A 23,386-nucleotide genomic window follows, 5' to 3' on the forward strand; every position below is an offset into this window, starting at 1 on the left:
ATTGAGGAGGAGTCAACATGCCCACCAAGCGTCATTCATCCGAACAGATCATTTCAAAACTCCGGGAAGCGGAGGTCCATCTCGCTCAGGGGATGACGATTCCCCTGATGTGCAAAAAACTGGGAATCCACCAGCAGACATACTACAAGTGGCGTCGTGAATACGGTGGTTTGCGGATGGATCAGGCGAAACGTCTGAAAGAGTTAGAGAAGGAAAACGCCCGACTCAAGAAGCTGCTGGCAGAGTCGGAACTGGATAAAGCCATATTGCGGGAAGCTGCCTCGGGAAACTACTGAGTCCGTCGAAACGGAGTAAGGCGGTGAATTTCGTAAGAGATTCCCTGGGGCATGATCAGGTTTCGGAACGCCGGGCCTGTCGTGTCCTGGGACAATCCCGTTCCACGCAACGGAGGCAGCCTGTAGTCCCTTCCGATGAACCCCGGCTGGTTCGGGAGATCATCGATCTGGCGAGTCAGTACGGCCGTTATGGTTATCGTCGTGTGACAGAGTTACTGCGACGGCGAGGCTGGAAGGTGAATCACAAGCGAGTGGAACGGCTCTGGAGGCAGGAAGGCCTGAAAGTCCCACAAAAGCAGCCGAAACGTCGTCGATTGTGGTTCAATGATGGTTCCTGTGTCCGTTTACGTCCCCGGCATCGGGATCATGTCTGGAGCTACGATTTTGTGCATTGCCGGACTCACGATGGCCGGGCCTTCCGGATGCTGACTGTGCTTGATGAATATACCAGGGAGTGCCTGTGTATTGATGTGGAAAGGAGATTGAACAGTGAAAGCGTTCTGGAACGCCTCAGTGACCTGTTTGTGCGTCGTGGAGTCCCGGATCATATTCACAGTGACAATGGTCCCGAGTTCACGGCAGAGCGGGTTCGAGACTGGCTCCGCAGAGTTGAAGTGAAAACCTTATTCATTGAACCAGGCAGTCCCTGGGAAAATGGTTACATCGAATCCTTCAACGGAAAACTGAGAGATGAATTGCTCAACGGTGAAATCTTCGATACGTTATGGGAAGCCAAAGTGCTGATCGAACGCTGGAGGAGAGATTACAACTCGATCAGACCGCACAGTTCACTGGGCTACAGAGCCCCGGTACCGGAAGCGAAGCTGTTCTGCTCGCCTGCTTCCGCTCCGCTCCAACAGGCGAGCAGAACAGCCATTGATACAATAGAACACTGAGTCTTGTGACTGGTGTCATTATCGGGGGCAGGTCAAGTCCGTGGGAGAATGGATATGTAGAATCATTCAATGGAACCTTGCGGGATCAGCTGTTGAATGGCGAAATCTTTGACACACTACTGGAGGCGAAAGTGTTGATCGAACGCTGGAGAAGGGAATACAATACGATCAGGCCGCATAGTTCGCTGGGCTATCTACCACCTGCCCCGGAGGCAATCGCCCCTTGTTTGCCAACTTCCGCTACGCTACAGCTGGCAAACAAGGATACTGATAACCACTTAGGAACTGTAACATAACAACTGGTACCGTCCGTGGGGGCAGGTCACTTCAGTTTCCATAATAAATGGACTGTGTTTTTAGATTTCGCAACTTGGTTTTGATCGCTATGTTAATAAATCCACACTCAAGAAATTTCTCTGAATTAACTTTCGTTGCAGTTTTCGTGACCGTCCATATTTTCATGGTAATGTGGATGTCAGCAAACAACTCCCCTGCCCCCGACGAAACAGCACATTTAACTGCCGGTTTACACATCCTTCAAACTGGTCGATTTGATCTGTATCCGGTAAATCCTCCCTTAGTGAAGTGTTTGGCGGCTCAGTCAATAGCATTAGCAAAACCACAGATGTACTGGGATACCACCATTATTAAAAACAAACCGGAATACCGTCCAGAATTTAGTTTGGGTGCACGATTCGTTCGGTTGAATCGCACACGTATTAGGTTACTTTTTTTTAATGCTCGCTTGTCGTGCCTTTTGTTTAGTGTGATTGGGGGCTTGGTCTGCTGGAAATGGTCAAGAGATCTCTATGGACCATCTGCAGGACTATTTGCATTGGCACTATGGTCTTTTTCGCCTAATGTTTTAGCATGGTCGGCAACGATCTGCCCAGATGCAGCTGCAGCTGCATTAGGTGTTTCTGCAGCTTACTGTTTCTGGCGATGGTTGATCAATCCAGACTCCTTAGGGGCAATGATCGCAGGCATTGTTCTCGGCTTGGCACAGCTAACAAAGATGACGCTCATCATCTTCTTTCTTCTTTGGCCTGTGGTTTGGATCACTTATCGATTCTCTCAGGCTCACGAAAATTCTGATACGAACAAGAAACCAAGTTTACCCGAGCTGTCTGCTATCCTTGTCGTTGCATTATTTGTGCTTAACCTGGGCTATGGTTTTGAAGGTACCTTTACTAGATTAAGTGAATTTTCTTTTGTCAGCAGCACGTTAACCGGAGAGGGGTCATTCACAGAGGGGGGGGGAAATCGTTTTAGAGAGACATGGCTAGAGAATTGCCCAGTCCCAATTCCTTCAAATTATTTGCGAGGTATGGATCTTCAAAGACATGATTTTGAAAAAGGGTTAAGCTCCTATCTATTAGGACAATGGCAAGATAAAGGATGGTGGTATTATTACATTATTGCATCCCTGCTCAAAGTTCCTTTGGGAATTTTAGTCCTCACTCTCATTTCATTTCTACTTTCTTTGAAATTCTCGAATAAAACATGCTTAAAGAGTGTGTCTGGTGACAGCAACCGGCCAATATGGATTCACGAAACTGTTTTGCTGATTCCCATGATTTCTTTGTTTATCTTAGTAAGCTCACAAGATGGCTTCAGTCGCCACTTCCGTTACCTGCTTCCTGCTTTTCCTTTTTTGTTCATCTGGATAAGCAAGACCGCAGTTCCCAGTCAGAACAAGTTACAATTGTTAAGATTTGCCAGCTTGACTGCTCTTGGCTGGACTGTTGTAAGCAGCTTGCTTGTATTTCCCCACAGCATGTCATATTTCAATGAATTGGCTGGTGGAACTGAAAAAGGGAATCGTTACTTGTTAGGTTCTAATCTTGATTGGAGTCAGGACTACTATTATTTGCAAGATTGGTATGATGAGAATCTTAAAATGCATCCCTTATATGTACTGTCGAATAATACTTTCTCCAGATATTTACTGGACTTAGAGGATGCTGGCCCCTCTCCACCATCTCGCCATGTAAAACACTCTCTCAGCAAAGATATGGAACCAGGTCCTATTCCAGGATGGCATGCATGTAGCGTAAACCAAATTAACAATCAAACTGGCGAATACTCGTATTTCAAAAATTTTACTCCAGTAGCAACAGTAGGAAAAACTATATACATATATAATATATCATTAGCCGAGGCAAATCAGGTCCGACGTACTTTGGGTGTGGGACTATTAGCTGATCCTTCCACTCTTCATAGAAGTTCGCTTTCTTCAGAGAAGTATTCGAGTACAGACTTTCCATATGAATTTGACTCAAATAAATTACCTCAAGAACAATCATTGCCAATTCAAATAGCGGTATTAGCAATAGATCAACATGATGCAAAGGAGTATGACAACTTAAAAAAAACATTAGATCCGATCCCTTTTATTGTTTGGAATTTTCTTTCAACTGAAGAAATTCAAAACGGTAGATTGGCTGATTTTAATGTTGTTATTGTTCCAGGTGGCAAGGGGGCAAGATACGCAGAGCAATTGGAGGAGAAAGGAAAACAAGCCGTTTTGGATTTTATTAAATCAGGAGGTGGGTATATTGGTATCTGTGCTGGAGCTTATCTGGCAACTGATAGATATGAATGGAGCTTAGGTATTATAAATGCAAAAACAATGACAGGTAAAGTAGAAAGTTCTGGAGATGGTCTCATAAATATTACTGCTCGCGGTGGAGGAAAAGCAGAAATTGAGTTAACACCCGCAGGAAAAGAGGTGTTTAAGTTAACTCCCCAGTTAATCAGCATTCGCTATGCTGGAGGACCTATTCTATCTCCAGCCGGCAGTTATGATCTCCCGTTATATTCAGTGCTTGCACGCTATCGCTCTGAAATCTGGGCGTTCGAAGCACAACGAGGAACGATGGATGGATCGCCAGCTGTCATTGCTTCAAATTATGGATCAGGGAAAGTCATTATTTTTAGTCCTCATCCTGAGGTATATCCTGAAACTAGGGGTTTATTAAGTGATGCGATCTTATGGGCAGCTAAACGAAAGCCTACTCAGTAATGTGGCTTACGGAATTTGACTTGACCTGACCTTGCCCCCAACCTTGTACCAGTTGGAATGTTAGAGTGACCTTGCCCCCTTAACCGGAACCAGAACTTGATATACTAATCAGGATTCTGGACCAATTGAGGAGGAGTCAACATGCCCACCAAGCGTCATTCATCCGAACAGATCATTTCAAAACTCCGGGAAGCGGAGGTCCATCTCGCTCAGGGGATGACGATTCCCCTGATGTGCAAAAAACTGGGAATCCACCAGCAGACATACTACAAGTGGCGTCGTGAATACGGTGGTTTGCGGATGGATCAGGCGAAACGTCTGAAAGAGTTAGAGAAGGAAAACGCCCGACTCAAGAAGCTGCTGGCAGAGTCGGAACTGGATAAAGCCATATTGCGGGAAGCTGCCTCGGGAAACTACTGAGTCCGTCGAAACGGAGTAAGGCGGTGAATTTCGTAAGAGATTCCCTGGGGCATGATCAGGTTTCGGAACGCCGGGCCTGTCGTGTCCTGGGACAATCCCGTTCCACGCAACGGAGGCAGCCTGTAGTCCCTTCCGATGAACCCCGGCTGGTTCGGGAGATCATCGATCTGGCGAGTCAGTACGGCCGTTATGGTTATCGTCGTGTGACAGAGTTACTGCGACGGCGAGGCTGGAAGGTGAATCACAAGCGAGTGGAACGGCTCTGGAGGCAGGAAGGCCTGAAAGTCCCACAAAAGCAGCCGAAACGTCGTCGATTGTGGTTCAATGATGGTTCCTGTGTCCGTTTACGTCCCCGGCATCGGGATCATGTCTGGAGCTACGATTTTGTGCATTGCCGGACTCACGATGGCCGGGCCTTCCGGATGCTGACTGTGCTTGATGAATATACCAGGGAGTGCCTGTGTATTGATGTGGAAAGGAGATTGAACAGTGAAAGCGTTCTGGAACGCCTCAGTGACCTGTTTGTGCGTCGTGGAGTCCCGGATCATATTCACAGTGACAATGGTCCCGAGTTCACGGCAGAGCGGGTTCGAGACTGGCTCCGCAGAGTTGAAGTGAAAACCTTATTCATTGAACCAGGCAGTCCCTGGGAAAATGGTTACATCGAATCCTTCAACGGAAAACTGAGAGATGAATTGCTCAACGGTGAAATCTTCGATACGTTATGGGAAGCCAAAGTGCTGATCGAACGCTGGAGGAGAGATTACAACTCGATCAGACCGCACAGTTCACTGGGCTACAGAGCCCCGGTACCGGAAGCGAAGCTGTTCTGCTCGCCTGCTTCCGCTCCGCTCCAACAGGCGAGCAGAACAGCCATTGATACAATAGAACACTGAGTCTTGTGACTGGTGTCATTATCGGGGGCAGGTCAGCGGCTCGAGGCTGTCCCCAGTCAATCCGTGTGGATAACGGCCCTGAGTTCATTTCGAAGAGTCTGGACTGGTGGCTTACTTCAACAAAGTGACTCTGGATTTCAGTCGACTGGGAAAACCAACCGACAATGCGTATATTGAATCGTTCAACGGGCGAGTTCGCCAGGAGTGTTTAAACCAGCATTGGTTTTTAAGCCTGGCAGACGCTCAGGAACAAATCGACCAGTGGCGGCTGGACTACAATGAAAACCGCCCACACAGCTCACTGGGAAACCAGACCCCGGTGGAGTTCGCGAAAAATTCATCCCTGGCGCGCCAGGGATGAATTTACCTTGGATCTCTAACATTCCAACTGGTACAGAGTTGGGGGCAAGGTCAAATTGAAATGTTACCACATTTCAGGTGGACTCGGTTAAGGGGGCTAGGTCAGAAGTCCATAGAGCTAAAGGCAACCGAGATACACAATATCACTTTACAAATAATGCGTAATCACTTGACATACACAAAACTCTCCTTATATTCAAATTAACAATACATCACAATCTAAAAATCCACAATCTATACAAATAATAGGATAGTTAAAACTGAAGCAATTAAAATTACAGTATTTTGCCGCCATTTTTATGGATGCGCAACACATGGCCACCCCCCCACCCTTGGCGATAGGGAGCATCATTATTTTATTTACCACGCTACGTAGTTTTTTTATGCTGCATAATTTGTTTTTGGAATGTGTCAAAACCAATGCCAGACTGTCCATGTTTTTTATAATTCTGCTTTTTTCTATCGTTGGTTGCACCCCTGCTACAAATGACATCGTTCACCTCAAGAACTGTGACTATCATTGTAGTGAATTTAATGAATACCTTCTTAAATCAAGCCTTGGGCTGGACCCTACCAATCCAAGTGACAATGGCGTTTTAGAGGATATACACAAAAAAAACAGTCCATATGCGAACTTGGTAGAACCTGTGTCAATTGATTATTGCTTGGATAGCTCACACCTAACCCCTGAAAAACCAATTCTTCTTAAGCACGCAAGCGGGCATACGTACTTCCTCCTTAGTGCAGTAAATACTGAACATGGTGTGATGTATCAGCTTGTGCATGGTATATCTGATGTAATACTACTAAGTAAAAACCAATTAAAAGACGAGCCATTTACAGCCTGTTTGAAAATAAACTCTCCAGTCAGCAACGGGATTCCTATTCGTATTGGCACCGGCATGCTGAAACTAGACAAAGTTTTTAACTACTTTGCTAAATTAGTCGGTACAGGAAAAGCACAATGTCGCTATTCGATAAAAAACACAGGGGAAACTGCCATTCTTATTGGGCGTCCTGAAGCATCGTGTAGCTGTACAGTTCCAGAAATGAACAAGGAAGTCCTTCTAGAGTCTGGTGAGTCCCATGAAATCCTTATTTCAGTTTCACACACTACTTCTAGATTGCTCCACGAAACTATTGATATAAAGTGCACTGAACCAAAGAGTAAGAAATCTAAAGAATTTAAATTATTTGTATTTGGCCACAGAGTAATTGGTGCTGAACTTTATCCCAGCCAGCTTGATTTTGGAACTGTTGGTCTTGGTGAGACTTCTGCACGAATAGTCACTCTTTCGGAAAATAATGAAGATCAATTTGAAATAAAGGCAATTGACGTAGGCGATTTACCAATCACTTTCAAAACAGAGGCCTCATGTGCTGATAGTGCGATCAATAGCCTGAAACGCTACAAGATCCATTTTGATCTCAAAGCAGTTGGCAATAAGCCTGGAAACCATCTAGGTGAAATTTCAATTGTTACGACCAGTGCACGCACTGGAACACTGGTTCTCCCTATTATGTATGAAGTAGCTAAGCCTGTTCAGGCCGTTCCTTCTACAGTCGCCTTTGCACAAGTTGGTGTTGGAGATACTTCGACAGAGAAAATACAAATTATCACACATAACCAACAGCCAGTCTCAATTACCGTTGATGAGAAACCAATTGAAATTGATATAAATATTCACAAACGGAAGCTCTCCCCAATAACTCTAGAGCTTCGCTTCAAAGCGATCAAATCAGGAATCAATAAAGGGATGGTCAAGATTCGAGTCAAAGGAACAACTTTAAATGAAGTTTTGAAAATCCCTTACGTGATTTATGTCAATTGATATTTCGCAGAGATAATAAAACAAATGATTGAGTCGAATTTGTGCTGCGTAGAAATCAAAGAAACTCGCGTTGTATTTAAATTAAACCTAACCAACTATTAATTCTACAAGGAGTTTGGAATGTTAACCAAAGCAATCAAGATCTCTATGGTACTTACTTTATTGCATGTGGCTAGTTACTCTACTGGGTATCTTAAAGCAAGTTCCACACTAAGTGGGTTCCTAGATAATGTATGTTCTGTTGGAGGAACTAGTGCATGTTCAGCACAATGCGATGATAGCAGAGGTAGTGGCTCTTGTACTGGTGTGTATAAGTTAACCCAATCTTTGGGTGCATTTCAAAATGCCAATGGTACCGGAGGAACTCAAGAACTTGTGTCGGAAGTTCAGTTCCTTTGCTATACTTGGGGCAATTGCGCTAACGGTACCAAGACTTATGGGGCTCTTTGTAGCGGGACAGGGGCTTGCAGCCTCCCTGGAACAAGCGCGCAGTGGTGTATGAAATGCACAACTCTTAGCACGTACAGAGTTGAAAAGTTTGACAAAACTCTCCGAGCAAGTACTGAAGAATCTTAGTTTTATCTTATACAATTAGCATTTCAAGAATAGAGCCCTTCGGACATTCTGTGGGACTCTATTCTTTGCCGCGCTTTGGAAAAATCAAATTTGTAAAATTAGCCTTATCTGAGTAAGTAATTCAGTTGTTAGGGCATTAATATTTACATAATTTTAGCAGGATTCCTGCTGTATCTAATTTCAGAAGCTGGTATTCATTACCATGGACGAGACAGAAGGAATCAATCAAAAATGATTCGTTTAGCAATATTACTTTCACTGGTTATGTTCGTTTGCATCACCAAGATCGCCTTTTGTGCCCCTGACGTTAAGGATGAAGTTAAATATAAAGAACCAAAGCCTTCTTCCTGGGTAGAGATTACTTCTCGTGAACGATTAATTTCAGTGTTGGAACTGATTGGCCACCAAACGAGAGGGAACTATGAAAAAATTCATACTTGGCAAGGAACCTGCAATGAGATTAACCAATCAACTCTATCAATTAGTACATTGCGTCAATTAGGATATTCAAAGTTGACATTTCCCATTTCAGTTTCTTTTACTGCAAAACATAACTTCAGAATCGATTTAATTAACAATAAGATCTATTCTGATTATGAGAATGGAAATGCAGAATTTGTAAATGAGACAGATGGCAAAATAGTAGATGTTCCTTTCAAACGTGAGGACTCTGAAAAAAATATTGTAACTCAAGAGCATTATCTTTCATATTCTCCAAACAGTCCGTACCTCAACCCATTTCGGACAAAAATTAAAACCAAAACGCTACCTACAGCATTTCGAAAAGATACAAGATTGGCAATGTTTTCTTTATTTTCGAATTCTATTGACCCCAGAATATTAATGGGGCCAAGTGCCCACCATCAGTTCGCATATGAAATGAACGGGTGGGCGGATGATATTCGGAAAAATAAATTGCCCAAATCTTTTCTTCGAATTGATGAAGCTAAGGTCGAGGGGGAGACTTGGTTTCGAGTAACTAATTTATATCCTGACACAGGACTGAAATCCCGTGAATTAATTTTTTATTCGGCTTATGGATTTAACAACTCCAGACTGAGCGACTGGAGTCCGGGAAGAAAAAAGAATGATGAGCCCCATATCATTCGCAATGTAAGATACACTAAGGTTGATGGTATCTTTGTTCCTTCAGAAGCAGTCATCCAGAGAGGTACTAATCATCGCACTCTGCAGTTTGGAGATTGTTCATTAAACGAGCCCATTAAACCAGCCTGGTTTACATTAGATGGCCTTGCTTTAGCGGATGGTGGATTGTATATGGACGATATTGAAAAAGTTGCTTATGTCAACAAGTCAGGAAGTCTTGAAAAACTTGCAGATTACGGCATCAAAAACAATTCTTCTTTCAAAAATATTGTTAAGGCTGAGAATAACACTAATTTCCCCAAGTATCAATTCACCTTAATCGCTATCAATATCCTCGCCTTACTCTGTATTTTAATTGGGTTATGGGTCAGGAAACGAAAAACCAATAATTGACGTTTTCACTTACTGATCCAGGCTCTGCCTGAAGTTTCCTGCGAGAGTTGTGACCTTGCCCCCAACCTTGTACCAGTTGGAATGTTAGAAATCCAAGGTAATGACCTTGCCCCCAACTCTGTACCAGTTGGAATGCGAGTGAACAAGGGTTTTCAGACCAGGCATGCCTGGTCTGAAAACTTCGCAAACTCCTGAGGCGTCCTGTTGCCCAATGCACTGTGGGGACGCCGCTCGTTGTAATCCTTCCGCCAGGAATCCAGTTTTTCCTGGGCATCTTCCAGTGACAGGAACCAGTGCTGGTTCAGACATTCCTGTCGCAGTCGACCGTTGAAGGATTCAATAAACGCATTATCTGTAGGCTTTCCCGGACGACTGAAGTCAAGCTTCACCCGGTTCCAGTAAGTGTAAACAACGGCCAGAAAACGTAGCGCCTGCCGGAGAGTGGCAAATCGGTATAAAAACGTAGCGCCCAGATGACCACCTGTTGGTTTTGGGTCAGACTCTCAGTATTTGAGTCAGTTCTGATCCGGAAACAGCGGAGGCAAGGGTGATTACAGATATGGAGTTATGGGGTGAGATCCGTCGACGTGTTCTGACCGGAGAAATCAGTCAACGTGCTGCTCGTGACGAGTACGATATTCACTGGGACACGCTGCAAAAAATACTGACCTACTCGGAGCCGCCGGGATATCGGCTGACTAAGCCCCGTCCTTCCAAGCTGGAGCCGTTTCTGCCGATCATTCATGAGATTCTGCAGAACGACCGCAGCGTGCATCGCAAACAGCGCCATACGGGGAAGCGCATCTTCGAACGTCTGCGGGACGAACACGGGTATTCCGGTGGAATCACGATCGTCCGGGAAGCCATCCGTGACTGGAAAGCCCAGTCCCGCGAGGTTTTCCTGCCGCTCCGCCATCCCCCGGGCGAAGCCCAGGTGGACTTCGGCTTTGCCGATGTCTGGCTGGACGGAACACTGACCAAAGTCGCCCTGTTTGTGATGACGTTACCTTATTCGGACGCGATTTTTATCCAGGCCTTTCCCCGGGAATGTACGGAAGCCTTTCTGGAAGGACACAAGCGGGCCTTTGAATTTCTGGGCGGTGTACCGCAGCGGATCAGCTATGACAACTCGAAAATCGCAGTAGCCAGTCTGGTAGGGAACCGTGAGCGAAAAGTAACGACCGAGTTCCTGCGTCTGAAAAGCCACTTTCTGTTTGACGATCATTTCTGTCTGGTACGACGACCGAATGAGAAAGGCCATGTCGAGCGGTTGCTGGACTATGCCCGCAGCAACTTCCTGGTCCCCGTTCCCCGGGTTGCTTCCCTGGAGACTCTGAACGAGCAGTTAGTGCAATGCTGCCGGAACGATCTGCAGCGTCAGTTGCGGGGACAGGCTTCCCCCAAACAGAGCCTGCTGGCGGAAGAACAACGGGAATTCCTGCGGCCCCTGCCACAGCAGACGTTCGAAGCCTGCCGACTGGGACAGGCACACGCCGACTCCCTGTCGCTGGTCCGCTTTGATACCAACAGTTACTCGGTTCCCACAAAATACGCGCATCGTCAGATCACCATCGTGGCCACCATCGCCGAAGTGCGGCTGTTGTTTGAAGAGACGTTAATCGCCCGGCACCAGCGGGACTGGGGACGGGAACAGACCCGTTTTAACCCGATTCATTACCTGAGTTTACTGGAACGGAAGCCGGGAGGCTTTGATCATGCCCGCCCCCTGGAAGACTGGGATCTGCCGGTCTGTCTGGGCATTCTCCGCCGTCGGCTGGAAGCCGAACTGCAGTCAGACGGCACGCGGGAGTTCATCAAGGTGCTGCGCCTGCTGGAACACCATCCGTTATCCGCACTGAAGCGTGCGGTGGAATACGCGCTGGACATTGATGCGACCCGCGCTTCTGCCATTCGCCTGATTCTGGAATACCAGCAGGAGTCACCGCTGACTCTGTTCAGCCTGGAAGGCCGTCCCCACCTGAAGCTGGTACAGGTGGCACAGACGGATGTTTCTGCTTACCAGTGCCTGTTAATCGGAGGTTAAACGTGACCAGAAAACAAACCAAAAGTCTGGTGCTGCTGCAGCACCATCTCAAGAGCCTGAGGCTGCCCACCATCCTCAGAGAATGCGAAAAGATCGCCGCCCGTTGTGCCACTGACAATGTCGACCATCTGGGATTCCTGTTACAGTTATGTGAACTGGAACTGATTGAACGGGATCGCCGGGCCGCGGAACGACGTCTGAAGGCGGCAAAGTTCCCGACGTATAAGACCCTGGAAACGTTCGATTTTCAGGCCCAGCCCGGCCTCAATAAACTGCTGGTCAGCGAACTGATGCGGGGTGAGTTTATCGAGCAGCGGGAGAATATCCTGCTGGTGGGTAATTCCGGCACCGGCAAGACGCACCTGGCAGTCGCCCTGGGGATTGCCGCCTGCGGCCAGGGAAAGCGGGTCCGCTTTTATCAGGTCACCGAACTGATTACCCAGTTAATGGAAGCCCGCGAACAGCGGGAGTTAACCCGCCTGAAAAAGCAGATCGCGAAACTCGATCTGCTGATTCTGGATGAACTGGGATATGTCCCCGCCAGTAAACTCGGCTCCGAGTTGCTGTTCGACGTCATCAGCACGGCCTATGAACGTTTCAGCCTGATCGTAACGACCAATCTGCCCTTTGAAAACTGGACTGAGGTCCTGGGCAGCGAACGGCTGACGGGGGCCACACTCGACCGGCTCACTCATCGCTGCCACATCCTGGAAACCACTGGTGAAAGTTACCGGTTACAGGACGCCAAACGGCGGCACACAAAAAGCTCAAGCAAGAAACCGCGACTGACGAAATAACAAAAGACCACGCATTCGTCCCCACACAGCCACATCCGGACGAATCCTGCACAGATAGCGCTACGGTTTTCAACCGGCAGGCGCTACGTTTTCTGACCGTTGTTTACATCATTGGACTGCCGGGCCGGAGAACGCTCACCACGAACGGCACAGCTTTTGTTCCGGCGAGGCGTTTTGATCCGCATCTGCAGGCCTTCTTCACAATAGAGGCGATACACCAGCTTGTGATTCACACGCCAGCCTTCCCGCTGTAACAGGATATGCAGCCGCCGATATCCATAACGCACACGAATGGTGGCCAGTTCGCGCAGTCGCATCCGCAGCTCGGCCCGTTCATCAAGAACACTCTGGTAACGGTGACTGGCTCGCGGAAAGCCGAGCACCTGGCAGGCACGCCGCTCACTGACTTCGTAGCAAACCTGAAGTTCCTGCACCAGAGTACGACGACGAGCGGGCCTCACAGCTTTTTTTTGAGAACATCCTGGAGCATGCTCTTGTCCAGACTCAGGTCAGCCACCAGTTGTTTGAGCTTCCGGTTTTCCTCTTCCAGCTGCTTCAGTCTGCGGACTTCAGCGACGCCCAGACCGGCGTATTTCTTCTTCCAGCGGTAAAATGTCTGTTCGGTGATCCCCATCTTCCTGACGATCTCCGCCACCGCAGTGCCGGACTCATGCTGCCGCAATGCAAAGGCAATCTGCTCTTCCGAATATCGTTTCCGTTTCATGCTGTCTGATCCTCCCACGAAAAATACAAGATAACAAAATCTCTCGCATTCCGCATGGATCAAGAATCGGGGAGAAGGTCAGTAAATTCATCCCTGGCGCGCCAGGGATGAATTTTTCGCGAACTCCACCGGGGTCTGATTTCCCAGCGAGCTGTGTGGGCGGTTTTCGTTATAGTCCAGCCGCCACTGGTCAATTTGTTCCTGTGCGTCTGCCAGGCTTAAAAACCAATGCTGGTTTAGACACTCCTGGCGAACTCGCCCGTTGAACGATTCAATATACGCATTGTCGGTTGGTTTTCCCAGTCGACTGAAATCCAGAGTCACTTTGTTGAAGTAAGCCCACCAGTCCAGACTCTTCGAAATGAACAACTCAGGGCCGTTATCTACACGGATTGACTGGGGACAGCCTCGAGCCTCTTTGATGCGATCCAGAGCTTTCACCACGTCATCTCCTGTCAGTCGGGTTCCCACCTGAATGGCCAGACTCTCACGACTAAAGTTATCGACTAACGTCAACAGCCGAAACCGCTGCCCATTAAACAGCTGATCGGCCATAAAGTCCATACTCCAACTCTCATTGGTGCGACTGACTTGCTCACGTGTTTTCCGAACCTGACAGCTCCGATTCCGCCGGGGGCGTTTTCGCCGCATTTGCAGGCCTTCTTCGACATAGAGCCGATACACCAGCTTGTGATTCACATGCCAGCCTTCCCGCTGTAACAGGATATGTAACCGCCGATAACCGTAATGCACGCGGGTACCGGCCAGATCACGTAACCGGATTCGTAATTCGGTCCTCTCGTCTCGAACACTTTTGTAGCGGTGGCTGGCTCGTGGAAAATTCAACGCCCTGCAAACACGACGTTCGCTTTGGGAATAACCTGCCTGAAGCCGTTTCACCACTACGCGACGACGATCAGACCTCATACCTTTCCCTGGACGACATCCAGCAGCATCTTCTTATCGAGGCTGAGATCGGCCACGAGCTGTTTCAGCTTCTTGTTTTCTTCCTCGAGTTGCTTCAGGCGACGCAACTCAGCTACTCCCATCCCGGCGTATTTCTTTTTCCAGCGATAGAAGGTCTGTTCGGAAATCCCCATCTTGCGGGTCACTTCCGCCACTGTGCTTCCTGATTCAGCCTGGCGTAAAGCGAAGGCGATTTGTTCTTCTGTGTAGCGTTTTCGTTTCATAGATCTGATCCTTTTCCTGAATACAAGATAACAAAATCTCTCGCATTCCGCATGGATCAAGAATCGGAGAGAAGGTCAATCCGTCGCACGTCTTAGTAGCCTACTGCTTGACTTGTCTCAGCTATGCACCAGCTTGAGACAAGAGATTTCAGGCTAGTTATGCCTTGTCTCATCACATTGCAAACTCCTGAGGCGTCCGGTTACCAACACGTTGCGGGGACACCGTTAGTTTTTTTACTGAAAATCCAGCTTTTATCTGGATATCTTCTAACAACAAGAGCCAGTTCTGTTTTAGACATTTCTGTAGCAGTCGTATGTTAAACGATTAAATAAACGCAATATTTGTAGACTCTCCGGGACAATTGAAGTCGAACTACACTTTCTAATGAAGATCGATGCCAATGTTCCACATGGTTTTGTCTCCTTGATAGAGTGATCAGGTCAGGGATAACTGGCTCACTCATCTTAGCGATTTAGGGAACAGGATTGAAACGGCGGTCATAGTATCAGGTCAATGAACTGACTTTTTATTACTTAGAACTCAAGTTTAAACTTATTACACCTGTCTCTAAATATTTAGGGGTTGAATCATAAAAAGGGTTTAGTACTGTTGCTTTTAATGTCAACATTTTGTTCTGTCCAACCAAAACTATTGTTCCGCGGTTTCTATTTACTAACGTTGAATTAATTATGGTGCCGTTATTTTTAGTGAGAGTTTCAAAAGGAGAAGGGGTTTTAAATGCAGAAGGAACATCAGAAAAAGAAGACGCGAGATTCGAGTCGACTCTGGGTATCCTAAGTTCGTGTGATTTTTTCATTTTAAGTTGTACTTGTTTATTTTTTAACACTTCAGTGCTATCACGTTTGTCTATTCCATCTTCTTTTTTTTCTCCCCAAGTACCACCCGAAACCCTTTGATATAAACATGGTTTTTAGGTGGAAGATATCCAACTTTACTCCCAACAAGTGAACTCCCGCCTGGTCGATCCCCTTTAAGCTGCAGCTGATTCTCTTCTATATTTGAAACGTTAAAGGATTTAATCATATGTGTGCTTACTTGATTTGGAAGATTTCCTCTTAGGTTTTTTTTTCCACAATTCTTAAAATAAAAATGAACATAAATGACATCACCTAATTCGTATATTTGTTTTTGAGGAGAAACTGAAATTCCGGCTTGTATATCATCGATACCTTTCAGCTTACCCCAATATATTTTATTTTCCGTTGGCTGTGATTTTTCAGCATTTCCAACTTTCAAAGTAATTGAAAAGCTAATACAGATTCCAAGAACTGAAATTATTTTTTTTTTAGTTTGATAGCTCATCTTTAAATCTCCTTCGTTTTATGCAATAGATAAACATGAGTCAGATGGATGCACTGACCTGCCCCCGAGTATGACACCAGTCACAAGACTCAGTGTTCTATTGTATCAACAGCTGTTCTGCTCGTCTGCTGTAGCGGAGCGGAAGCAGGCGAGCAGAACAGCTTCGCTTCCGGTACCGGGGCTCTGTAGCCCAGTGAGCTGTGCGGTCTGATGGAGTTATAATCTCTCCTCCAGCGTTCAATCAGCACTTTGGCTTCCCATAACGTATCGAAGATTTCACCGTTGAGCAATTCATCTCTCAGTTTTCCGTTGAAGGATTCGATGTAACCATTTTCCCAGGGACTGCCTGGTTCAATGAATAAGGTCTTCACTTCTACCCTGCGGAGCCAGTCACGAACCCGCTCTGCTGTAAACTCGGGACCATTGTCACTGCGAATATGATCCGGGACTCCACGACGCACAAACAGGTCGCTCAGACGTTCCAGAACGCTTTCACTGTTTAATCTCCTTTGCACATCAATACACAGGCACTCTCTGGTAAATTCATCGAGCACAGTCAGCATCCGGAAAGCCCGGCCGTCGTGAGTCCGGCAATGCACAAAATCGTAGCTCCAGACATGATCGCGATGCCGGGGACGTAAACGGACACAGGAACCATCATTGAACCACAGTCGACGACGTTTTGGCTGTTTTTGTGGTACTTTCAGGCCTTCCTGTCGCCAGAGCCGCTCCACTCGCTTGTGATTCACCTTCCAGCCTCGCCGTCGCAGTAACTCTGTCACACGACGATAGCCATAACGGCCGTACTGACTCGCTAGATCAATGATCTCCCGAACCAGCCGGGGTTCATCGGAAGGGACTACAGGCTGCCTCCGTTGCGTGGAACGGGATTGTCCCAGGACACGACAGGCCCGGCGTTCCGAAACCTGATCATGCCCCAGGGAATCTCTTACGAAATTCACCGCCTTACTCCGTTTCGACGGGCTCAGTAGTTTCCCGAGGCGGCTTCCCGCAAAATGGCTTTATCCAGTTCCGACTCTGCCAGCAGCTTCTTGAGTCGGGCATTTTCCTTCTCCAGCTCTTTCAGACGTTTGGCTTGGTCCATCCGCAAGCCACCGTATTCACGACGCCACTTGTAGTACGTCTGCTGGTGGATTCCCAGCTTTTTGCACATCAGGGGAATCGTCATCCCCTGGGCGAGATGGACTTCGGCTTCCCGGAGTTTCGAAATGATCTGTTCGGATGAATGACGCTTGGTGGGCATGTTGCCTCCTCCTCAATTGGTCCAGAATCCTGATTAGTATATCAAGTTCTGGACGCGGTTAAGGGGGGCAGGTCAATATCAGATATCTCGAGATAATAATGGACCAATGTTGCCATTGAAGTAGCCAGTGTTGTACACTATTTAATTCTCGGCAATCTGCTTCATTGCTGTAAATATGCAATGAAACAATTTGTTTCTACGAATCACGCCCTTGAGACTATCGAACTATGGCAACTGAATGGTTTTACAAACAGTCTAAGGAAGAGTTGGGACCGTACCTGTTCCGTGAGATGGTGGAAATGGTACGCGAAGAGTGCCTGCTGCCCGAAACCATGGTGCGCCCCAGTTATATGGATGAGTGGCAACGGGCAGATTCTGTACCTGGCCTTTTTTATATGTCGCGCAAAGATCCGGTGACACTGCCGACAGTTCAATCGGAAGAAACGTACTCGGGGGACGAATATGCTGATGAAAATGACCTAGATACTTTTCTGACAGAATCAGATATAGCAGAGTCGACTGACACCATCCAGCCGGAACAACAGTTGGAACACCCCGGCTGGTTGAGACGACTGCTGTCCTTAAGAAACAATAAGATCCCCCCGGTTTCCGTCGCCCCCCAGCGGGAGATTCATGTCGATCTTAGCAGGCCCATCGCCGGCAGTTCGGAATTGGAAACCGATTTGGATTTACTTGCGGGACCAGACGTCGATTTAGATGAATTGAACGACGATACTGAAACCGGCGCTTATTCCGAAGAGACCTGGTCGACCACAGTGAATGCAGCTGTAGAGCGAATTGACGCTCGTGCTCCTAATCAGGAACAGGCTCCGCCTTCCCGACAAAAGCTTCCCACGATCAACTTATCCTTTCTGGAACATACCGCCTTTCGCAAACTGCTGCTTGCCTGTGCTCTCATCCTCTGTGCGAGCCTGGGAATTTATGCTTTTGTAGATTGGATGGGCCAGGGGCAACTCTATTTTCCCCTTGTGGGATATACTTCTCCCCTGTTGTTTATCGTCTATGCAGCCTGCTCATTTCTGGCGGTAATTATTCTGTGTCCCCTGTTAGCCTATTTTGCTGCGCCGTATTTACGCCAGGGATACAGATGGGGAGCAACGTTGGTGATGACAAACGTCACAGTTTTCTTTCTATTTAATTGGTCGGAAAAACAGAACATGATTTTTCCTTCGCGCAGACCGACTGAGGCTAAGCTGATCTTTCCGCTGGTTGGAGAATGCTCTTCCTTTGCTTACTGGATGTACTTTGTGGATTCTGTGATTATTGTCGCTGTGCTAACCTACTTTGCCGCCTGGTGGTTGGAGGCTCATGCGGATGATGCATAAAAAATCCCATTTCAACCCAGATAAAATCTTACCCATCTTTCATCCGAAGAACGATTACAGATCGGGTTTTACGATCGTAGAACTGTTGGTTTCTACTGCGGTGATTGGTGTTTTGGCGGCACTCGCTCTACCCGCTATTCAGACAGCACGCAATTCTGCCAGGCAAGTACAGTGTTTAAATAATATGCGGAATATCAGTCTTGGCATTTTACAGGCTACTGACACCGCAGGCCGTTTTCCGGCATGCGGTTACTATGGAGATGGAACTCCGGCTTCAGTTGGTGCCTATCGTAGCTGGGTTGTGGAAATTCTCCCTTTTATCGACCAATCGATGATATATGACAAATGGGATGTAGAAAAATCTTATAATGATCCAGTCAATAAACCGCTGGCAAATACTCACATTCCTGTTTTGACATGCCCATCTGACAAGACTGAAGTCGTCGGAAACGGAAATTTAACTTATGTTGTCAGTAGTGGAGTCGGTTTCACTACAATGAGAAACGGAGTCCATGATTGCCCCGTTGATACGACACAAAGAAAGTTAGACCTCAACGGAAATGGCATTACATGTAATTCCTCGACCAGTGGTGATGGGACACCATCAGATCGTGAGATTTTTACTCAAATGGGTTTGTTTTTTAATGAGACCTGGAAAGGTGAAATCAGATCAAAGCGTCACCATAGCATGGCGACAATCACTGATGGTGCTTCTAATACCATGCTCGTTTCAGAGAATCTTCGCACTGGATATAACCCTAAGAACCCTACAGATAACTGGGCATCTCCCAATCCTTATCTAACAAGTTTTTTCATTGGCAACCCTTGCTTGAACGGCAACTGTTCAAGTGGAAATGTAGATTACAATCGATCGAATTCAGGAGCGAGTGCCATTAATTCGGGTATCTCCCAACCTGAAGGATCATCTCCTTATCCCAGTTCCTTGCATGATGGAGGGGTCAACGTAGGACTTTGCGATGGGCGTGTACAATTCATCTCTCAAAATATTGATGGGAAGGTCTATGCTTCTCTGGCTAGCCCTCAAGGCCAATCATTGGAGGGAAGCCCTTTGGCACAGCAAATAATTTCGGGTGGAGAGTATTGACACCTGCTCTACTTCTTTGTTTTTTAGCAAACTATTTCTGGCAATATGACAAATATAAGCCAACAGACTACACCGTTCAGAATTTTTCTTACAGGATTAGCATTACTCTTTATTCTGTTCGTAGCTCTCCTGTTGCGAACACATAATTTAACGACAGTGACTTATGTGTTTGATGAAAGCTTCTCACTGAAAATGACGGAGTTTTCTTTTGTGGATCTTTGGAAGCATGTCTCAGAAGATACGCACCCCCCTTTGTCTTTTATATTACTTAAAATATGGGGAATTTTGTTTGGGACTTCGATGTTTGCTACAAGGATGTTTGGAGTCACGTTTGGGATAACTACGATCATCGGCGCTTATCTGTTTGTCAAAGAAGCTTATTCTTCAAGTGATGAATTGGGGCATAGAGATGCAAGTCCAGCCTCTCTCGCTGCACTTTTGACAGCAGCTATGATTGCTTTAAGCCCACTCCATATTTCCTGGTCGCTGATCGCTCGGATGTATAGTTTGGGTACGACATTAACCGCTTTCTCAAGCTGGTTTCTGATGCGCGCTCTGCATAAAATAAAGCCGGGGATGAGGGATTGGGTTCTGTTTACAATAACAACTATCGCTTTAGCTTATACCCACCACTTTGGTCTCTTTATTATTGCGGGGCAATATTGTTTTGCCGCTGGTTACCTATGGTTTCACAAACTAAATGGAAGTCCACGGGACCGTCTTGCAAATTTAAAGCCGGTTTTCATTTCCGCTCTCATCTTTTTCTGGGTCTGGCAACTAGTGCTGCTGAGTTTTTTAGACCAGACCCAAAGAGTGAATGCAAACTTTTATACACAACCATTTCAATTGAGAGATGTGGGACATACTTTTTATCAACTTTTTATATTTGATAAAGGATTCCCGCAAGTAATGATCACTGGCCTGATCATTGCCCAGGCAGTCTTTCTAGGACTGGTATTGCTGTTATTGGGTCGTCGTCCAGCCGATATTTTCATTTTTATTGCATCTACAGTCACTTTTTTGATGGCAATCATTTACTCCTTAACATCGCGTAACGTATTTAAAGCACGTTATTTTATGTTCGCTCAAATATTATTGTTTACTGCCGCTGCAATATTAATATGCCGAATACCAAACAAATTCGTCCGAAATATCACAATAGTTGCAGTGTTAGGTGGTATGGCTTTCTGTAGCCACTGGAATTATCAACATCGGGAAATGATGGCAGACCATCCCGGAATGGCAGCAGCCCTCACAAGGTATGATTCCATTAGCAAGTCAACGGAGCCCCTCATCGTATGTAACCCTCTGCTCTATACGACGGCAATTACTTGCACAAAAAATCGCAAGCGAGTTTTCACATATACACGCGATCGTGGGCAGGAGTACCCTTTCTATCAAGGTAGCTCTGTTATGTTGGAAACAGACTATGTCAACTCAAAAATGATTGATCAAATGAAAACCCGTTGGATATGGACCCTTGATGAAAGCCGCTGGCTGAAGACAAAAGTCCCCGTTTCGCAGGAATGGAAAAAGATCGGGGAAACCCATTATCCTGACTTTAATTGTGAACTCGTATTGCGGCTTTATGAAAGAAAACAAAATTCGGGAACTCAGCAGAAGATTGGATTGTTAGAGATTGATTAGCATCGTCAGAATACTCATTTCTGACCAGCTTACTGGTACATAATACGAACGATATTCTCTTTTATTTCCTGCAGTCCAATGTATTGGTGTTTTTAATTCACAAAAATAAATTTACGCAGATCCGAGTCCAATAATGATATCTCATTCAATTTCATATCAGCCAGCCAGAGCAGTAAACCGCGATGGATTCTCATTGCGCGAAGTTCTTATCTTATTGGCTGTTGTTGGGTTATTAATCGCTTTACTAAGCCCGAATATTCTTGCAATGCGAGAATCGGCCAGGATTCAGCAATGCGAACAAAACATGAAGCGACTAGGGACCGCCTTATATTCCTATCATGATACTCATCGATGTTTACCTCCCGCTGCTATCTGGGGCACGCAAGATATGCACTCTCTGGCATTAAATGCGAGCAAACAACTCGACATATTCACTCGTGCCAACTGGGTTCTCTTACTTCTCCCCCATTTAGATAAAACAGAATTGGCAAACTCATTTGACTACAATCTGCCAGTTGCTCATGAACAGAATCTCCAGGTACGAAATTCTCCCCTTTCGCTAATGCGATGTCCCAGTGATACATATAATTCTTCCGAAAACATGCATCAATTTGCATCAGCCGATGACTCAACCATTCATTTTGCTCGTGGAAATTATGCCATTAATGGAGGGACTCATACTGGAAAAATAGGATATGGGTCTACAGCATCTCCTTCAGGAGACTATTCTCATCTATTAATAGACCAGGACTCTCGTAAGTTCCAATATTGGGGAAATGGTGTAGCAGGTTTTAACAAGACATTTTCATTTGGTGATCTTTATAATGGCCGGGCAACCCTCGTAGCCTTGGAAGAAATTCGTGCTGGGATTCACCCGATCGATCCTCGAGGTGTATGGTCTTGGGGACATATTGGAAGCAGCGTCACTTGGGCACACGGTGTGAATGGAGATGACTATGGGCCGAATAATCCATGGGCTCGATCTGACGACTTTATCGGCTGCGGGAAATTACACGACATTCTTGGTGTAGAGAAACTTGTAGAGGAAAAGATGGCATGTGTTTCTTACGTCGATGTAAATACACAAGCCACTTCTCGTAGTCAGCACGATGGAGGTGTCAATGTCCTTTTTTTAGATGGGACTGTGAAATTTATTTCAGATAAGATTGATCCCGGTGTTTGGCATGTCATACATTCTCGTGAAACTCCTGCTGATATCCTGGCATCTGATTTTGACGAACATCTAAACACAGTCAATGAACTGGAAGATGCTTCTGAAGTTAATCATGCTTCAATTTCAGAAAAGCCTGAGCAAGCCCCGTCAGATTTTTTAAACTCAACAGACATGAAATTTGTTCTCATTCCTAAAGGGTCATTTATCATGGGATTGCCGGATGACGGCAACGATTACGACTTACCACCAGAATCCCCACAACACACAGTTCAGATCACACATCCGTTTTATCTTGGTGCCTATGAAGTGACCCAGGGCGATTATGAAAAAATCATGGGGATAAATCCTGCATTTCATCAATCCACTTCTGAGGACACAACATCTTTTCCTGTTGAGCAGGTAACCTGGAACGATGCAAATGAATTCTGCCGGCGACTTTCTAACACACCAACAGAGAAAAATGCCAAACGCACGTATCGGCTGCCTACCGAAGCAGAATGGGAATATGCATGCCGTGCTGGTTCTGAGCAACCCTATGCTTTCAGCTCAGTAAAAAGTATGGATGACACATCCGGTGAAGCTGCGGGTAAAACTCATCCACTCCCTATTACCAAAGTAGGGAGTTATGCTCCGAATGCATTTGGTTTGTATGATATGCGTGGGAATGTGTGGGAATGGTGCTCGGATTGGTTTGATCGTGATTATTATAGTCGCTCTCCTTTACGTGATCCTCAAGGTCCGAAACATGGGTATTTGAAAGTTGTGCGGGGATGTGATTGGATCTACGTGGGAGAAGGATGCAAAATCAATTATCCCATCACTGTTCCCTGGAAGCACAATCCATTTATTGGTTTTAGAATTGTATGCGAAATGAGAAGGGAATAATAAAAACACCCAGGTATATAGCTTGGTTTTTAATCTGTAATGGGAACATCGCATTTCCAATTCGGTTAAGAAGTACCTTCAGCCA

Annotated in this window: 14 protein-coding genes and 4 pseudogenes; 13 read left to right on the top strand and 5 right to left on the bottom strand. The window is 46.2% G+C overall.

Annotated elements, in window-relative coordinates; translation table 11 throughout:
* The first annotated feature begins 17 nt into the window (after positions 1–17).
* The 7 genes and pseudogenes from F1728_RS19135 to F1728_RS19165 all read left to right on the top strand — a co-directional run bounded on the left by F1728_RS19135 (position 18) and on the right by F1728_RS19165 (position 9,801).
* Positions 18–1,192 (top strand): IS3 family transposase gene (locus tag F1728_RS19135; protein ID WP_155365429.1). Its coding sequence is split into 2 segments (ribosomal slippage): positions 18–282 and positions 282–1,192, totalling 1,176 coding nucleotides; the frame shifts between segments, so codons are not numbered across the junction.
* Between the two features lie 35 nt (positions 1,193–1,227).
* Positions 1,228–1,488: pseudogene (locus F1728_RS19140) on the top strand (integrase core domain-containing protein); the annotation flags it as partial.
* A 176-nt stretch (positions 1,489–1,664) separates the two neighbouring features.
* Positions 1,665–4,217: a BPL-N domain-containing protein gene (locus F1728_RS19145; protein ID WP_194242438.1), complete on the top strand. Its 2,553-nt coding sequence runs from the start codon at positions 1,665–1,667 to the stop codon at positions 4,215–4,217.
* Positions 4,218–4,358: 141 nt separating this feature from the next.
* A protein-coding gene (locus F1728_RS19150; protein ID WP_155365429.1) for an IS3 family transposase occupies positions 4,359–5,533 on the top strand; the annotation gives its coding sequence in 2 pieces (ribosomal slippage) (positions 4,359–4,623 and positions 4,623–5,533; 1,176 coding nt in all).
* Positions 5,534–5,577: 44 nt separating this feature from the next.
* Positions 5,578–5,894 (top strand): annotated as a pseudogene (locus F1728_RS19155) (integrase core domain-containing protein); the annotation flags it as partial.
* Positions 5,895–6,207: 313 nt separating this feature from the next.
* On the top strand, positions 6,208–7,725 hold the full coding sequence (locus F1728_RS19160; protein WP_194242440.1) for a DUF1573 domain-containing protein: 1,518 nt from the start codon (positions 6,208–6,210) through the stop codon (positions 7,723–7,725).
* An 807-nt stretch (positions 7,726–8,532) separates the two neighbouring features.
* Positions 8,533–9,801 (top strand): hypothetical protein, encoded by a 1,269-nt coding sequence (locus F1728_RS19165; RefSeq protein WP_155365433.1) that lies wholly within the window; start codon positions 8,533–8,535, stop codon positions 9,799–9,801.
* Between the two features lie 152 nt (positions 9,802–9,953).
* Here F1728_RS19165 and F1728_RS19170 read toward each other — a convergent pair.
* Positions 9,954–10,202: pseudogene (locus F1728_RS19170) on the bottom strand (integrase core domain-containing protein); the annotation flags it as partial.
* Positions 10,203–10,348: 146 nt separating this feature from the next.
* On the opposite strand from F1728_RS19170, the gene istA reads away from it, so the two are divergent.
* Together istA and istB are read left to right on the top strand one after the other, a co-directional pair.
* Positions 10,349–11,845, top strand: a complete 1,497-nt coding sequence (gene istA, locus F1728_RS19175) for an IS21 family transposase (RefSeq protein WP_228030246.1) — start codon at positions 10,349–10,351, stop codon at positions 11,843–11,845.
* A gap of 2 nt (positions 11,846–11,847) precedes the next feature.
* Positions 11,848–12,642, top strand: coding sequence for an IS21-like element helper ATPase IstB (gene istB, locus F1728_RS19180; protein WP_155365434.1), 795 nt, complete (start codon positions 11,848–11,850; stop codon positions 12,640–12,642).
* A 122-nt stretch (positions 12,643–12,764) separates the two neighbouring features.
* Here the strand turns inward: istB and F1728_RS31735 are convergent.
* The 4 genes and pseudogenes from F1728_RS31735 to F1728_RS19205 form a co-directional block, all read right to left on the bottom strand.
* Positions 12,765–13,366, bottom strand: a pseudogene (locus tag F1728_RS31735) (transposase); the annotation flags it as partial.
* A gap of 87 nt (positions 13,367–13,453) precedes the next feature.
* A protein-coding gene (locus F1728_RS19195) for an IS3 family transposase (RefSeq protein WP_155365437.1) occupies positions 13,454–14,556 on the bottom strand; the annotation gives its coding sequence in 2 pieces (ribosomal slippage) (positions 13,454–14,292 and positions 14,292–14,556; 1,104 coding nt in all).
* Positions 14,557–15,424: 868 nt separating this feature from the next.
* Positions 15,425–15,880, bottom strand: coding sequence for a hypothetical protein (locus F1728_RS19200; RefSeq protein WP_155365438.1), 456 nt, complete (start codon positions 15,878–15,880; stop codon positions 15,425–15,427).
* An 89-nt stretch (positions 15,881–15,969) separates the two neighbouring features.
* A protein-coding gene (locus F1728_RS19205) for an IS3 family transposase (RefSeq protein ID WP_155365439.1) occupies positions 15,970–17,144 on the bottom strand; the annotation gives its coding sequence in 2 pieces (ribosomal slippage) (positions 15,970–16,880 and positions 16,880–17,144; 1,176 coding nt in all).
* 227 nt (positions 17,145–17,371) lie between these two features.
* Here F1728_RS19205 and F1728_RS19210 point away from each other — a divergent pair.
* The 4 genes from F1728_RS19210 (at position 17,372) to F1728_RS19225 (ending at position 23,301) form a co-directional block, all read left to right on the top strand.
* The gene (locus tag F1728_RS19210) at positions 17,372–18,490 is read left to right on the top strand and encodes a DUF4339 domain-containing protein (protein ID WP_155365440.1); all 1,119 of its coding nucleotides are present in this window, start codon (positions 17,372–17,374) and stop codon (positions 18,488–18,490) included.
* Positions 18,480–19,595 (top strand): DUF1559 family PulG-like putative transporter, encoded by a 1,116-nt coding sequence (locus tag F1728_RS19215; RefSeq protein ID WP_194242441.1) that lies wholly within the window; start codon positions 18,480–18,482, stop codon positions 19,593–19,595. Before F1728_RS19210 ends, F1728_RS19215 begins: the two co-directional genes overlap by 11 nt.
* 165 nt (positions 19,596–19,760) lie before the next feature.
* The gene (locus F1728_RS19220) at positions 19,761–21,242 is read left to right on the top strand and encodes a glycosyltransferase family 39 protein (protein WP_194242442.1); all 1,482 of its coding nucleotides are present in this window, start codon (positions 19,761–19,763) and stop codon (positions 21,240–21,242) included.
* A gap of 193 nt (positions 21,243–21,435) precedes the next feature.
* Positions 21,436–23,301, top strand: coding sequence for an SUMF1/EgtB/PvdO family nonheme iron enzyme (locus F1728_RS19225; protein ID WP_194242443.1), 1,866 nt, complete (start codon positions 21,436–21,438; stop codon positions 23,299–23,301).
* Positions 23,302–23,386 lie beyond the last annotated feature (85 nt).

It is taken from the genome of Gimesia benthica (genome assembly GCF_009720525.1).
Lineage (GTDB): Bacteria > Planctomycetota > Planctomycetia > Planctomycetales > Planctomycetaceae > Gimesia > Gimesia benthica.

Excerpts from the sequence above, each read along its gene's own strand:
- F1728_RS19210 (WP_155365440.1), top strand. The coding sequence starts at position 17,372 with ATGGCAACTGAATGGTTTTACAAACAGTCTAAGGAAGAGTTGGGACCG.
- F1728_RS19215 (WP_194242441.1), top strand. The coding sequence starts at position 18,480 with ATGATGCATAAAAAATCCCATTTCAACCCAGATAAAATCTTACCCATC.
- F1728_RS19160 (WP_194242440.1), top strand. The coding sequence starts at position 6,208 with ATGGCCACCCCCCCACCCTTGGCGATAGGGAGCATCATTATTTTATTT.
- F1728_RS19165 (WP_155365433.1), top strand. The coding sequence starts at position 8,533 with ATGATTCGTTTAGCAATATTACTTTCACTGGTTATGTTCGTTTGCATC.
- F1728_RS19145 (WP_194242438.1), top strand. The coding sequence starts at position 1,665 with ATGTCAGCAAACAACTCCCCTGCCCCCGACGAAACAGCACATTTAACT.
- F1728_RS19200 (WP_155365438.1), bottom strand. The coding sequence starts at position 15,880 with ATGAGCTATCAAACTAAAAAAAAAATAATTTCAGTTCTTGGAATCTGT.